Genomic DNA, 13339 nt, shown 5'->3' with positions numbered 1-13339 from the left:
CCCGCGTGACCGTTGCAAATTAAAAGGGCCGGCATTGCTGCCGGCCCCCGCCGCCCTGTTAAATGGTTGGATGCAGCTCAGTAGCGCCCGACCACCGGAGCGCCCGCCCAGTTGAAGCGATAGTTCACGCCGGCCTTGAAGGTGTGGTCGTCGGTCGTGAAGCTGCCGGTCGGCACCAGCGCCGGCGGCGCGGTGAAGCTGGCGCTGCCGAAATTGTAGTAGTCATACTCGACCTTGGCCGACCAGCTCGGCGCGAACATGTATTCGAGACCGGCGCCGACCGTGTAGCCGTTGCGATGATCGCCGGTGGTGCCGAAACCGACCGGCAGGCCGGCCAGCGTCACGCTCTCATTGTTGTCGGAATAGGCGTAGCCGCCCTTCACATAGACCAGGCCCGGGCCCCAGGTGTAGCCGAAGCGGCCGGTGATCGAGCCGAGCCCGCGCTGGCTGTTCTTATAGGTGTAGCCGCCCGGAAACACGGCGCCGACGCTGCCGCCGACCCAGCTGAACTGGCCTTCGGCACCGATCACCCAGCTCGGGGCGAACTGCCAGTCGGCGCCGACCTGCAGACCGCCGAGGAAGCGGCCGTTGGAATTGTTGCCGGTGGCAAGGCCGGAGAAATTGTTGTCGCTGGAAAACGCGCCACCGATATGCGCGCCGACATAGAAGCCGGTCCAGTTGTAGATCGGCGCCATATAGGCCGGAGCCTTGGTCGCATAAGGATAGGAGCGGGCGCCGAGATCGGCGGCGCGAGCGGACTGAGCTCCGGCCAGGGCCGCGAGCGCGACAGTCGCGAGCAGGAACTTCTTCATCGTACATCTCCAACGCATACAAGCGCCACCTGCGGCGCAATCGATGCGTCAGCTGATAGATCGGTTTTGAATCAAATGCTGTCACTGCCGCAACACAGTGGCCTCCAACCCAACCTGTTGGCAGGCAAACGTTTTTTCGTGGTTAGCGGAGGTTTAACGAAGCCTGAAGCGAGCGTTAAGATCGGCTCGCCTCGTGTCGCTTTGAGACATCAGGGTTAAGGTTCGTTAAGGGCCGCGTGAAGGGTTGCGACCGCGTCAGCCAACTGAACACGGTGCAGGTCGTCTTTGGGAATCGCGCCTGCATCGGCGGCAATCTCGCGCAGGATCGCGGCCAGCAGTCCGTAGTTGAGATGCAGGTGAACTGATTTGCGGACGTCCTCGGATCCCGGACGTTCCAAGGTCAGCGCCAACCCGGTCGGCTCGAGCCGAGCTTGGAAGCGGGACGAATGCTCGAAGGTGCCGACATAGAACTTGTCGGGATATTCGAGCGCGATCTCGGCCTTGTCGGGAACCGGTTTGGACATGATGCCCTCGTTGGAGGTCGGCATCATCGCCGAGCCGCTTCGCTCCGCCTTGCGCCAGATCATGTCTGCTGGTTCGGCGCTTGGGCGCCGTCGTGTTTCTCCGCAATTCTACGGAATGAAATGTTTACCCTTCTGCAGACGGGTTGGGATGACAATCGAAGCCAGTATCGTGCGGCGATTCGGAAATGGCGGCTCGGCCGTCGTCGGCCGAATGGAAATGCCATTTTAGGAGCGAGGCCGGTTGCCGCATCGGCCGCTCCGAAATTGTGTTTGTGGTCCGCAATGAAAACCCGCCTGTCGATCTCCGCCGTCATCGCTGCATTCGGCCTGCTTGTGGCCGTCGGACTGGCCGCCGTGGTTCTGACCGGGGCCTATGCGCTCGGCGAGCTCAGGGTCGGGGGACCGCTTTACTCCGACATCAAGCTCGGCAACGATCTGGTCGCGGACATCCTGCCGCCGCCGGAATATGTGATCGAGGCCTATCTGGAATCCACCTTGGCGCTGCGCGAGCCGAAGAACCTTGAAGCGCACCAGACAAAGTTGGCCCAGCTGAGGAAGGATTACGACGAGCGCAAGGCGTATTGGACGTCGTCGGCATTGCAGCCGTCCTTGAGAACGATGCTGGTTGAGACGTCGGATGCGCAGGTACGCAAGTTCTGGCAGGCGCTCGACTCTGATCTGCTACCGGCGCTCCGTGCCGGGGATGGCGCGAAAGCCGAGGTCGCCTATGCCCGGCTGACGGAGGCTTACACGGCGCATCGCAGCGTGATCGACGACATCGTCACGCGCGCCAACAAGTTCAATGCAGACATGGAGACGACCGCGGCCGAGCGCGACCATTCGATGTCGTGGATCGTGTGGGGTGTCGCGGGTTTTGTCTTTGTACTGGTGATCGGCGGTCTTGGCGGCTTGATCCGCGGCGTGGTGCGGCCGCTGACGCAAATGACCAGGACCATGCGCCAGCTCGCCGACGGTGATCTCGACGTGCAGATCCCGTTCGCCGAGCGCGGCGACGAGATCGGCGCGATGGCCGGAGCGCTCGCCGTCTTCAAGACCAGTGCGATCGAGAATGCGCGGCTGCGGGAGCGCCAGGACAAGGATCGAAACGAGCTCGACGAGCAGAAGCGCCGTTCGATGCTCGACATGGCCGACGTGATCGAGCGCGAAACCGGCTCCTCGGTCGAGGCCGCCGCCGGCGCCTCGCGTGACGTCGAACAGGCTGCCTCGGGGTTGTCGGGGCTTGCCCGGACGTTGTCCTCGGAAGCCCAGGCGGTGGCGGCCGCGTCCAAGCAGTCGCTGTCCAACGCGCAAAGCGTCTCCGCGGCGGCCCAACAGATGGATTCGGCGATTCGCCAGATCTCGGGCCAGGTCGCCCGCGCCAGCGCGATCACCAAGAGCGCCGTTGCCGGCCGCGAGAAGGCCAGGACAACGATCGAGATGCTGTCGAGCGCGGTGGCAAAGATCGCGGAAGTCTCGAACATGATCGGCGGCATTGCCGAGCAGACCAACCTGCTGGCGCTCAACGCCACCATCGAGGCCGCGCGCGCCGGGGAGGCCGGACGCGGCTTTGCCGTGGTCGCGGCCGAGGTCAAATCGTTGTCGGACCAGACTGCGAAGTCGACCGACGAGATCGCGCGGCTGATCTCGGAGGTGCAGAGCGCCACCAGCGCTGCGGTCAGCGCGGTCGAGGACATGGGCAGCCAGATCTCGGAGATCGACCAGGTCGCAGCATCGGTGTCGGCGGCGATGGAGGAGCAGCATGCGGCGACCTCCGAGATCAGTCGCTCGGTCACTGCGGCGGCCGCGGGCGCCGAGCAAGTCTCGGCCAAGATATCCAACGTCGGCCGGGACGCCGGGGCGGTCGATGCTCGCGCGACCGAGGTTCGTCAGGCAATCGGCCAAGTCGGCGCCAGCCTGTCCTCGTTGCGCTCGACCCTGACCAAGGTGGTGCGCACCACAACCGCCGAGGCCAATCGCCGCCAATGGCCGAGGTTCAAGTCGAATTTGCCGGTCGAGCTGAGCGGGTCCGGCACCGGTCGGATCAAGGCCGTGCTGATCGACATCTCCGAGGGCGGGGCCTGGATCCGCTGTCAGCACAATCCCGAGATCGGCGCGACGGGCACGATCCGTATTGACGGTTTCGATCGGCAGCTTCCTTACGTCGTACGCGCCAGCGATCAGGACGCGCTGCATGTCGAGTTTGAACTCGGCGTAGAGCAACTGCCGTATCAGAAATGGTTCGACGCCAACTTCAAGAAGCAGGCGGCGTGAGATCGCCGTCTTGTCGTCCGTCATTGCAGCGCGGCTTCAAAGGGGCGGCGCTCTAGGTCGCCCGATGACAGGCCCCGGGGTCGCCGCTGCGGCAAAATGGCTTTGCCGTGTTGTCGCGAGCGGCGTCCCGGAATTTTGTTGTTAGTCGGCCCGCCGGACCAGATCGCTGATCCGAACCGGGAAGCGCCGGACCCGCACGCCGGTGGCGTGCCAGACCGCGTTGGCCACCGCGCCGGCCGAGCCGGTGATCCCGATCTCGCCGACCCCCTTGATGCCGAGCGGGTTGACGTATGGGTCGTGCTCCTCGACCGTGAAGGCCTCCATTGCCGGGATGTCGGCATTCACGGGTACATGATATTCGCCGAGATTGGCGTTCATGATGCGCCCGGTGCGGTGATCGGTGATCGCTTCCTCGTGCAGCGCCAGCGACACGCCCCAGATCATGCCGCCGAGCAACTGGCTCTGCACCATCTTGGGGTTGATGATCCGGCCCGCAGCAAACGCGCCGACCATGCGGCTGACGCGCACCTGGCCGAGATCGGGATCGACCTTGACCTCGGCAAACACCGCGCCGTGCGAGTGCATGGCATATTGCTCATTGGCCGCCGCATCTGGCGCGCCGGTGCCGGAGGCGTCGATCTCGGCAAGGCCAGCGCGTGCGAGGATATCGCCATAGGCTTCGCCGCGGCTCTCGTCGTCGCGCCGGAACAGCCGCCCGTTGCGCGCGATCACGCCGGCATTGCCGGCCCCGAACAGCGGCGAGCGCTGGTCCGAGGTCGCAAGCTCGGCCAGCTTGGCGATGACCGCCGCACCCGCATTGTGGATCGCGGTGCCGACGGTCGCCGTATGGGCGGAGCCGCCGGCGATGCCGGCGTCCGGCAAGTCGGAGGTGCCGGCCTTGTACGCGACCTGGTCGATATCGAGTGCCAGCGCATCTGCGGCAATCTGCGCCAGCGCCGTCCAGGCGCCCTGGCCCATGTCATGCGAGCCGGTTTCCATGGCGCCGGTGCCGTCGCGGCGGATCACCGCACGCGCTTGGCCGGCGAACATCAGCGCATGGAAGGTCGCCGTCCCCATGCCCCAGCCGACCAGGAATCCGTCCTTGTCGCGCATCATGCGCGGCTTCAGCGGCCGCTCCCACCAGCCGAAGCGCTGGGCACCTTGCGTGTAGCATTCGCGCAGGGCTTTCGAGGAGAACGGCTTGCCGGTGCCGGGCTCGATCTCGGCGTAGTTTTTGACGCGGAAGGCGAGCGGATCGAGGCCGCAGGCCTCTGCCATCTCGTCGACGGCGCTTTCCAGCGCGATCGATCCCGGCGCGATGCCGGGCGCACGCACGAACAGCGGTGTGCCGGTGTCGACCCGCACGGCGTCGTAAGTGGTCGCGATGGCCGGCGAGGCGTAGAGTGTATGCGTCAGGTGCGCCGCGGATTCGTAGAAATCCTCGAAGCTGGAGGTGACAACCCTGGCGTGATGATGGATCGCCGAGAGCTGGCCTTCGGCATTCGCGCCCAGGCGCAGCGTCTGCCGCGTCGGCGAGCGGTGGCCGAACGGGCCATAGAGCTGCTCGCGACGGACCACGAGCTTCACCGGGCGCCCCACTAGCTTTGCGGCGAGGATGCCGAGCACCTGAGGCCCCGCCATCAGGCCCTTGCCCCCGAAGCCGCCGCCGAGGAACGGGCTGCGGATCAGGATGTTCTCAGGCGGAATCCCGAACAGGCCGGCGATGCGCGCCTGCATCATCACGAGTCCCTGCGTCGGCGTGTCGATCACGAGCTTGTCGCCCTGCCATTCCGCCACGATCGCATGCGGCTCCATTGCGTTGTGGTAGTGCGGCGGCGTCTCGTAGACGGCCTCGATCGTCTTGTCGGCCGAGGCCAGCGCCGCATCGACGTCGCCGTGACGGCTTTCCGCGGGGAAGCCCATGCCGACGACCGGCGGGACGTAAGGTTTGTCGGCGTCCAGACCGATGCGCGCCGGCTCGGCCTCGTAGCGGGGTGCGAGTAGCGCCGCGCCTTCGGTCGCGGCCTCCAGCGTCTCGGCGATCACGAGTGCGATCGGCTGGTTGGCATAGCGCACGCGATCGTTCTGCAGCGCCTCGAACCTGAAGGCGAACGGATTGGGCTTGCCGTCGGGATCGTCGGCGAGTGGCGGCCGGTTGGCCTGTGTCATCACCTCGACCACGCCGGGATGCGCTTTCGCGGCCTCGACATCGAGCGAGGCGACGCGGCCGCGCGCAATGCTGCTCACGGCGAGCACGGCATAGAGCAGGCCGCGCGGATTGCTGTCAGCGGCGTAGCGTGCGGCGCCGGTGACCTTCAGCACGCCGTCGCGGCGGGAGATTGGCTGGCCGATATTCGAGCCGTGCCTGAGATGGGCGGGATCGCGGGAGAGATTGAGTTCAGGCGTCATGAAGAACTCCGGGAACGGAGGAGAAGGGCGAGGCGGGCAGCGCCGGCATGCGCGCGGGGGTGCCCTGGTGAGCGGCTTGCAGCGCGCGCACGATCAGATTGTGCGCCAGCGGAATCTTGTAGGCGTTGTCGCCGGATGGCTTTGCGCCGGCGAGCGCGGCGTCGGCGGCGCGTTGGAACGCGCTCGCGTCAGCCGGCTGGCCGGCGAGCAGCGCTTCGGCTTCGCGCGGGCGCCACGGTTTCGCCGCGACGCCGCCGAGCGCGAGCCGTGCCTGCTTGATCGCGCCGTTCTCGATCACGAGGCCGGCCGCGACGGACACCACGGCAAAGGCGTAGGAATTGCGCTCGCGCACTTTCAGGTAACGCGCATGCTTGGCGAAGCTGCGCGCCGCCGCCGGCAGCCTGACCGCGACAATCATCTCGCCGGGCTCCAGCACCGTCTCGCGCTCCGGGGTCGTGCCCGGCAACAGATGCAGGGCTTCGAGCGCGACCTCGCGTTTTCCAGCCTTGCCCTCGATTTCGACGACGGCATCGAACGCCGCGAGCGGTACGCAGAAATCGGACGGGTTGGTGGCGATGCAGGCCTCGCTCCAGCCGAGCACGGCGTGCTGGCTGTTCTCGCCGTCCAGCGCATCGCAGCCCGTGCCGGGCTTGCGCTTGTTGCAGGCGGAGGCCGGTTCGTAGAAATAGGCGCAGCGGGTCCGCTGCAGCAGGTTGCCGCCAACCGTCGCCGCGTTGCGCAACTGCGCCGAGGCGCCCGACAGCAGCGCTTCCGCCACTGCCGGAAAATCGCGCGCGACGTCGGCATGATGGGCGAGGTCCGCATTGCGCACCAGCGCGCCGATCCTGACATCGCCATTGGCGAGCTGTTCGATTCGGTTGAGCTCGGGCAGGCGGGAAATGTCGACCAGCCGCGCCGGCCTGACCACATTGCCTTTCATCAGGTCCAGGAGATTGGTGCCGGAGGCGAGATAGGCGGCGCCGGGCTGGCTTGCGGCGGCGATCGCCTCTGCGATGCTGGCCGGCTTCACATAGTCGAACCGGTTCATGCCGCGCGCTCCGTCTTCTTGCTCGCCAGGGTCTGCTGCGCGTCCTGCACCGCCTCGACGATGCCGACATAGGCGCTGCAGCGGCACAGATTGCCGCTCATGCCCTCACGGATGCGCTCAGCCTCGTCGCCGGCCTGGCCTTCATTGATCAGGCCGATCGCGCTCATGATCTGACCCGGCGTGCAGAAGCCGCATTGCAGCGCGTCATGGGCGATGAAGGCCTCCTGCACCGGGTGCAGGTGGTCGCTATCCGCCACGCCTTCGATGGTGGTGATCTCGGCGCCGTCGAGGCTCGCGGCCAAGGTCAGGCAGGAGTTGATGCGGCGGCCGTCGACCAGCACGGTGCAGGCGCCGCATTGGCCGCGGTCGCAGCCCTTCTTGGTCCCGGTGAGGTGGAGGCGTTCACGCAGGAGGTCGAGCAGCGTGACACGGGGGTCGTCGAGCGCAAGGGTTCGCGGCTCACCGTTGACGGTGAGTCTGACAGTCCAATTCATGCGTTGTTCCGATCGAAGCTATGGCCTAATCGGATCGCAACGGAAACGCCTTACGGGCTGTCGGTCCGTCCGATCCGGCACCCGCGGAGCTGGGCAGGGAGTGGCTGGCCCCGGGTGACGTGTCCGTTTATACGGAGGATGCCTCCGTTTATCAAGGGGACATTACGAACGGGCAATCAAGAGCTGGTGAGATGTCGACCAAATCACAAGAGCGGCTGCGCAAGCCGCGGGCCGATGCGCTCCGCAACCGCGACCGCGTGCTGGAGGCGGCCAAGACCGTGTTCTCGGCGGGCGGGGCGGGCGCGAGCCTCGAAGCAGTGGCGCGGCAGGCCGGCGTCGGCATCGGCACGCTCTATCGGCATTTCCCGACCCGCGAGGACCTGTTCGAGGCGGTCTATCGTCGCGAGGTCGAGCAGCTCTCCGAGCTGGCCGAGGCGCTCGAGAACGAGCCATCGCCGGTCGAGGCGCTCAGGCGCTGGCTGCGCTCGACCGTGCAGTTCGTGGCCACCAAGAAGGGCATGATGGCCGCGCTTGCGATCGTCATGAATGCGAACTCCGAGCTCGCCGCCTATTCCCACGCGCATCTCACCGCATCGATCAACGCCCTGCTCGCGCGCGCCGTTGAAGCCGGCGACGTCCGCAACGATGTCACCGCCGACGACCTGCTCCGCGCCCTCATCGGCATGTGCTACATGCACGACCAGACCGGCTGGCAACAGAGCGTGCTACGGCTGCTGGATGTGTTTGTGGATGGGTTGCGGGTGAAGGGCTGACGGTGAGCCGATCATGTCGCACGGATATGACGTGCTGTGGAGGCTGCCTACGCCCTCGTCGCAGAGGACGAGGGGGCCGGGTTTCGTGGCGCTGACGAAGCGGCGTTGTGAGCTATCCTATTTCGCCGAAGCCGACGATGGCGATCGTAAGATCGCGGTCATTTTCGATAACGTCGAAGCCTACCGATGCACCTACATGACTGCGTGCAACGTCGGGATGGCGCGTATGGCCTATGACCAGATCGTGCGACTCGATGACACCGATTGGCTGGAGGAGGTCAGGCGATCCGTGGAGCAATTCCATTCGAAGCGGCGATCCACTCCGCCGCCGTTGCAACATCTCATGGTTTATTTTGACGATGGTCCCTGCTACGAAATCATCTGCACGGGTTTTGCCCCGGTCGCAGAATGAGCGAAGCATAGTCCGCCGTGCTTCCGCAGGCCCGACAGGTGGCTTAGTGGTGATCAGAGAGAGAATCTGCGGCTACGTGGTCGTCCGCAAGCCCGACTACGCCACCACGGAAATGCTCACGCCGAGGCTGAAGATCGGACATAAGGTCTATCGGGGTCTTGATCGTCTTCCATGGGAAGATTTCAATCATGCCTACTACGATCGGCGACTTCCTGCTGCCGTCCAGCCGGTTTGGCAGGAGTTTCGGCGTCTGAACGGGGACCTCTCAGGAATAGAAATCCTCAAGAGCTTCGGGCAAGCCCAAGATGTGCTGCAATTGGACGAAGCGAAATCGGGAAATCATCGCGATCTGGTCCCCCGAGCTCGAGAAGCTCAAAGGAGCTGAGCCGCCCGAGGTCGACCTGACGTTTCTCGGAGTGGACTGTATCGTGATCGGAGAATGGTCCGTGTTGCTCGCCGGACTCTTCGCCAAGCCGGATCGCTTTGGGTCGATTGTCGAGCGCCTGAACGAGGCGGGGCTATTGTCAGCAGAGGACGACTGCAAGACGTTGTTTCAAACCTATGTTGCGCTGTCCGAGATAGACGTCGTCGAGCCGTTGGCTGCGAATGCGACGCCTACGAACGTCAGGATATTTGCTGTTTAACCCCTTAACCACTCCACCAGCGCCTTCGCGGTCGCATCCGGCTGCTCGACCTGCGGCAGGTGGCCGCAATTCTCCAGCATCACGAGCCAGGAGCCGGCGATCTCGTCGGCCATCTCCTGCGACAGGCTGTTCGGGATGGTGTTGTCGGAATCGCTCGTCAGCACCAATGTCGGGCAGCGGATCGCCGTCAGCGTGGGCCGCGAATCGGGCCGGGCCATGATCGCGGCCTGTTGTTTGAGAAAGCCGTCGACGCCGACGTCGTCGGCCATATCGTGCACCAGCCGGCGATGCGCGGCCTCATCACGGCGCGACGGATGCACGAAGCCGGCGAACAATTCGTCGACGATGGCGTGATAGCCGCCGGCTTGCGCCCGCGCGATCATGTCGCGGCGGCGCGCGCTGGCCTCCGGCGTGTCCGGTCGCGCCTGGGTGTTGATCAGTGCCAGCCTTGCCACACGCTCCGGCGCCTGGCGCATGATCTCGAAGGCGATGTAGCCGCCCATCGAATGTCCGGCGAGCGCGAAGCGCGGCGGCGCTTCCTTGAGAATGCGGCGCGCGATCGCGCCCACGCTGTCGTCACGGATGTGGTTCGCCACCGTCACCGGCCCGAGCTGCCAGAGCGGCGGGATCACGGGCGTATAGATGCGGGGGGATGAGATCAGCCCAGGCACCAGCACGATCGGCAGCATATCCGGCATGAGCGTTCCCCCTTGCACGAGCCATTTGATCCGGCGGCGACAGAGGCCTAGCTTCTGGCGCGATGCGGCGGCGTGTTACGGCCGCAACCCTAGCGTCATTCCGCGGACATTCTGTCGCAATATCGCATGTTGCATAAAGCCTATCATAGCCAGTTCGGGAAATCGCCATGCACCGCCTGTTCCTCGTGCTCTTCTTCTGTGTTGCCGCGTCGCTGCCGGCGCTCGCTGCCGAGCGATGGGAGACGCTGCCGCCGACGCCGCAGCCGGTCGCAACCCAGCGCGCGGGCCATGCGGCGGTCAACGGCATCAGCATCTATTATCGCGTCTATGGCGACGCCCCGGTTCAAGGCGGCACGCCCGTCATCCTGCTGCATGGCGGGCTCGCGAATGCCGACTATTGGGGCCATCAGGTCGAGGCGCTGGCGCCGCATCATAGGGTGGTGGTGATGGACAGCCGCGGCCATGGCCGGAGCACTCGCGACGCGCGCCCCTATGGCTACGATCTGATGGCCGATGACGTCGTGGCGCTGATGGACGAGCTCAAGATCGCCAAGGCCGATATCGTCGGCTGGAGCGACGGCGGCATCATCGGGCTCGATCTCGCGCTTCGCCACAAGGATCGCGTCGGCAAGGTGTTTGCCTTTGCCGCCAATTCGGTCACGTCAGGCGTCAAGGACGGGGTCGAGAAGAACCCGACCTTCGCGGCCTTCATCGAACGCGCAGGACATGAGTACGAGGTCAACTCCGCCACGCCCAACGCCTATGACGATTTCGTCGCCCAAATCAGCAAGATGTGGGCCGAGCAGCCGAACTGGACCGACGCGCAGCTACAGTCGATCACCTCACCGGTCTGGATCGTCGACGGCGATCATGACGAGGCGATCAAGCGCGAGCATACCGAATATCTGGCATCCACCATTCCACGTGCAGGGCTCCTGATCCTGCCGAATGCGAGCCATTTCGCCTTCCTGCAGGATCCGGAGCTGTTCAATGCGGCGATGCTGCGCTTCCTCGACGGCAAATAGCGGCCGCGCCCAGCACTGACCGACGTTCAGACGCCGCCCGCCGGCCCGCAAAATTACGGGTGGTACGGGCGCTTAGTCAAATATTAGCTGTCCTGGTCACATGTTCAAAACAACAATAAGCATGTGGTGGAAGCCGGGCTCATGAAGATCGGTCAGCTCTTTGCGGTGTCGATGCTGTCGGTGACGGCGCTGGCGGTGTTGCCGGCGGCGCAGGTCGTGGTCGGGCAATATCGGACGCTTGCCGACAAGTCGGACGCGATCAAGACGGTGGGGGCGTTCGAGGCCATCCTGCTGTTTTCGCAGAACGTGGTCGGCAACCGCGCGCCCTATATCACGCCTTTGTTTGCCGAACCGCCGGCCAGCGAAGCGCAGCTCGCCGCCATCACCAAGATCAAGCAGTCGACCGACGCGGCTTTGGCCAAGGCGCAGAGCGCGGTGGCCGAACTCAGCGATGCCCAGGCGGTCTCCGACAGCCTCAACAAGGCCGCGGCGAAGCTGAACGAGGTTCGTGCCGCGACGGACAGGGTGCTCTCGCAGCCGATGAGCGCGCGGGACCAGGCCGTTGTGAAAGGCTTCCTGCCTGGGGTTGCCCAGGTGGTGGCGATCATCGAGCCGATCCTGAATCGCTTGCAAAACGATGTCGCAAGCACCGACGCTTCATTGACGACGCTGCTCGATGTCGCCCGCACGGCTCAGGATTTGCGCGTCACCGCGGGGGCGCGCGCCGCGACGCTGTCGCCGGCGATCAGCGCCCGCCGGCAGGTGGTGGCCGCCGAGAAGGCCATCATGGACCGCGCTCAGGGGCGCATCGAGTCCGATCGCGACCGGATCGAGGCCGGAGTCGAACAGCTCGGCAGTCCAGCGCGGCTTGCGGATGCGCTGAAGGACGCCAAGCAGGGCTATTTCGACCGCGCCGCCGTCATCGTGGACAAGGAGATCGCAACGGGGCTCGGCGACGCCAATTTTTCGCTCGACGCCGGTCAGCTGGCTGACGTGGTGGTGCCCCCGATTCAGAAATTCTTTGTCGTGCGCGATGCGGCGACCGCGGATGCGCTCGAGCGCGCCAGCGCCTCGCGCGACCGGGCGCGACTCATGCTGGCACTTGCGGCCGCCGTCGTGGCCGCCTTGCTCGGCCTGCTTGTCGGCGTCACCATGCTGTTGCGCCGGCGCGTCATCAATCCGATCGTGACCCTCACCACGGTGATCGGTGAGATGGCCAACGGCCGCGACGATGTCGCGATCCCCGCGAGCGGTCGCGACGATGAGATTGCGGCCATGGCGGGGTCGCTGGAGACATTCAAGGAAGCCTTGCTGGCGAAGAAGGCCGCCGAGGCTGCCGCTGCGCAGGACGCGCAGGCCAAGATCGAGCGCGGCCAGCGGGTCGAGCGCTTCACGCGCGAGTTCGAAACCGCGATCGGCGAGGTCATCAGCGTGGTCTCGGAAGCCGCGGGCGAGTTGGAGCGCTCTGCTGGCATGCTGACCACGACGGCCGGCCGCTCGCTGGAGCTTGCCACCGTGGTTGCCGGCGCTTCCGAGGAGGCGTCGACCAATGTGCATTCGGTGGCCGCCGCCGCCGAGCAGATGACATCGTCGGTCGACGAGATCAGCCGCCAGGTGCACGATTCTGCGAAGATCGCCGGCGAGGCGATGGAGCAGGCCCGCCGGACCAATGAGCGGGTCGGCGAGCTCGCCAAGGCGGCGGCGCGGATCGGCGACGTCGTCGAGCTGATCAACGCGATCGCCGGCCAGACCAACCTGCTGGCGCTCAACGCCACCATCGAGGCCGCCCGCGCCGGCGAGGCCGGCCGCGGCTTTGCCGTGGTCGCCTCGGAAGTGAAGGCACTGGCCGAGCAGACCGCGAAGGCGACCGGCGAGATCGGCCAGCAGATCGGCGGCATCCAGGGCGCGACCCAGGAGTCGGTCAGCTCGATCAAGGAGATCGGCGAGACCATCGCGCGCATGTCGGAGATTGCGTCGGCGATCGCGTCCGCTGTCGAGGAGCAGAGCTCGGCGACGCGCGAAATCTCCCGCAACGTGCAGCAGGCCGCGCACGGCACCCAGGAGGTCTCGGCCAATATCGCCAATGTGCGGCAGGGCGCCGACCAGACCGGGTCGGCCTCGTCGCAGGTGTTGTCGGCGGCGAAATCGCTCGCGGGCCAGAGCAGCCGCCTGCGCAGCGAGGTCGCGCGCTTCCTGGATTCCGTGCGCGCGGCGTGAGCCAGTCTCCGA

13 protein-coding genes are annotated in these 13339 nt (G+C 65.7%); 7 read left to right on the top strand and 6 right to left on the bottom strand.

From position 1 onward, the window contains the following. Positions 1-77 precede the first annotated feature (77 nt). Positions 78-812, bottom strand: a complete 735-nt coding sequence (locus tag ACQR1W_RS35535; protein ID WP_434855136.1) for an outer membrane protein — start codon at positions 810-812, stop codon at positions 78-80. Positions 813-1027: 215 nt separating this feature from the next. Next, a complete protein-coding gene (locus tag ACQR1W_RS35530; RefSeq protein WP_434855135.1) occupies positions 1028-1336 on the bottom strand; it encodes a hypothetical protein in 309 nt (102 codons plus the stop codon). A gap of 282 nt (positions 1337-1618) precedes the next feature. Between ACQR1W_RS35530 and ACQR1W_RS35525 the strand changes: the two genes are divergently transcribed. Further along, a complete protein-coding gene (locus ACQR1W_RS35525; RefSeq protein ID WP_434855134.1) occupies positions 1619-3607 on the top strand; it encodes a methyl-accepting chemotaxis protein in 1989 nt (662 codons plus the stop codon). Between the two features lie 141 nt (positions 3608-3748). On the opposite strand, the gene ACQR1W_RS35520 is transcribed toward ACQR1W_RS35525, so the two are convergent. Genes ACQR1W_RS35520 through ACQR1W_RS35510 form a run of 3 tightly spaced genes read right to left on the bottom strand, consistent with a single transcriptional unit; the run spans position 3749 to position 7558 of the window. Then, positions 3749-6016 carry a xanthine dehydrogenase family protein molybdopterin-binding subunit gene (locus ACQR1W_RS35520; RefSeq protein ID WP_434855133.1) on the bottom strand — a complete coding sequence of 756 codons (2268 nt, stop codon included), beginning with the start codon at positions 6014-6016 and terminating at the stop codon, positions 3749-3751. Further along, positions 6006-7064 carry an FAD binding domain-containing protein gene (locus ACQR1W_RS35515; RefSeq protein ID WP_434855132.1) on the bottom strand — a complete coding sequence of 353 codons (1059 nt, stop codon included), beginning with the start codon at positions 7062-7064 and terminating at the stop codon, positions 6006-6008. Before ACQR1W_RS35515 ends, ACQR1W_RS35520 begins: the two co-directional genes overlap by 11 nt. After that, positions 7061-7558: a (2Fe-2S)-binding protein gene (locus ACQR1W_RS35510; RefSeq protein ID WP_434855131.1), complete on the bottom strand. Its 498-nt coding sequence runs from the start codon at positions 7556-7558 to the stop codon at positions 7061-7063. Before ACQR1W_RS35510 ends, ACQR1W_RS35515 begins: the two co-directional genes overlap by 4 nt. Positions 7559-7749: 191 nt before the next feature. Here ACQR1W_RS35510 and ACQR1W_RS35505 point away from each other — a divergent pair, with 191 nt between their 5' ends. From ACQR1W_RS35505 to ACQR1W_RS35490, 4 genes are all read left to right on the top strand, one after another. After that, the gene (locus ACQR1W_RS35505) at positions 7750-8331 is read left to right on the top strand and encodes a TetR/AcrR family transcriptional regulator (RefSeq protein WP_434855130.1); all 582 of its coding nucleotides are present in this window, start codon (positions 7750-7752) and stop codon (positions 8329-8331) included. 85 nt (positions 8332-8416) lie between these two features. Continuing rightward, positions 8417-8743 carry a hypothetical protein gene (locus ACQR1W_RS35500; RefSeq protein WP_434855129.1) on the top strand — a complete coding sequence of 109 codons (327 nt, stop codon included), beginning with the start codon at positions 8417-8419 and terminating at the stop codon, positions 8741-8743. 49 nt (positions 8744-8792) lie between these two features. Beyond that, a complete protein-coding gene (locus ACQR1W_RS35495; RefSeq protein ID WP_434855128.1) occupies positions 8793-9128 on the top strand; it encodes a hypothetical protein in 336 nt (111 codons plus the stop codon). Between the two features lie 61 nt (positions 9129-9189). Beyond that, positions 9190-9387 (top strand): hypothetical protein, encoded by a 198-nt coding sequence (locus ACQR1W_RS35490; protein WP_434855127.1) that lies wholly within the window; start codon positions 9190-9192, stop codon positions 9385-9387. Here the strand turns inward: ACQR1W_RS35490 and ACQR1W_RS35485 are convergent. Further along, the gene (locus ACQR1W_RS35485; protein WP_434855126.1) at positions 9384-10085 is read right to left on the bottom strand and encodes an alpha/beta fold hydrolase; all 702 of its coding nucleotides are present in this window, start codon (positions 10083-10085) and stop codon (positions 9384-9386) included. The two genes, ACQR1W_RS35490 and ACQR1W_RS35485, sit on opposite strands and share 4 nt — an antisense overlap. A gap of 167 nt (positions 10086-10252) precedes the next feature. Between ACQR1W_RS35485 and ACQR1W_RS35480 the strand changes: the two genes are divergently transcribed. Further along, positions 10253-11110, top strand: coding sequence for an alpha/beta fold hydrolase (locus tag ACQR1W_RS35480; protein ID WP_434855125.1), 858 nt, complete (start codon positions 10253-10255; stop codon positions 11108-11110). A gap of 141 nt (positions 11111-11251) precedes the next feature. Further along, positions 11252-13327: a methyl-accepting chemotaxis protein gene (locus ACQR1W_RS35475; RefSeq protein WP_434855124.1), complete on the top strand. Its 2076-nt coding sequence runs from the start codon at positions 11252-11254 to the stop codon at positions 13325-13327. Positions 13328-13339: the final 12 nt, after the last annotated feature.

Source organism: Bradyrhizobium sp. HKCCYLS1011 (genome assembly GCF_051167795.1).
Classification (GTDB): Bacteria; Pseudomonadota; Alphaproteobacteria; order Rhizobiales; family Xanthobacteraceae; genus Bradyrhizobium.
The sequence above is the reverse complement of the archived record's forward strand: the minus strand, read 5'-3'. Positions and strand labels throughout refer to the sequence as shown.

Coding starts and splice junctions, on each gene's coding strand:
- ACQR1W_RS35535 (WP_434855136.1), bottom strand. CDS start 812: ATGAAGAAGTTCCTGCTCGCGACTGTCGCGCTCGCGGCCCTGGCCGGA.
- ACQR1W_RS35530 (WP_434855135.1), bottom strand. CDS start 1,336: ATGTCCAAACCGGTTCCCGACAAGGCCGAGATCGCGCTCGAATATCCC.
- ACQR1W_RS35525 (WP_434855134.1), top strand. CDS start 1,619: ATGAAAACCCGCCTGTCGATCTCCGCCGTCATCGCTGCATTCGGCCTG.
- ACQR1W_RS35520 (WP_434855133.1), bottom strand. CDS start 6,016: ATGACGCCTGAACTCAATCTCTCCCGCGATCCCGCCCATCTCAGGCAC.
- ACQR1W_RS35515 (WP_434855132.1), bottom strand. CDS start 7,064: ATGAACCGGTTCGACTATGTGAAGCCGGCCAGCATCGCAGAGGCGATC.
- ACQR1W_RS35510 (WP_434855131.1), bottom strand. CDS start 7,558: ATGAATTGGACTGTCAGACTCACCGTCAACGGTGAGCCGCGAACCCTT.
- ACQR1W_RS35505 (WP_434855130.1), top strand. CDS start 7,750: ATGTCGACCAAATCACAAGAGCGGCTGCGCAAGCCGCGGGCCGATGCG.
- ACQR1W_RS35485 (WP_434855126.1), bottom strand. CDS start 10,085: ATGCCGGATATGCTGCCGATCGTGCTGGTGCCTGGGCTGATCTCATCC.
- ACQR1W_RS35480 (WP_434855125.1), top strand. CDS start 10,253: ATGCACCGCCTGTTCCTCGTGCTCTTCTTCTGTGTTGCCGCGTCGCTG.
- ACQR1W_RS35475 (WP_434855124.1), top strand. CDS start 11,252: ATGAAGATCGGTCAGCTCTTTGCGGTGTCGATGCTGTCGGTGACGGCG.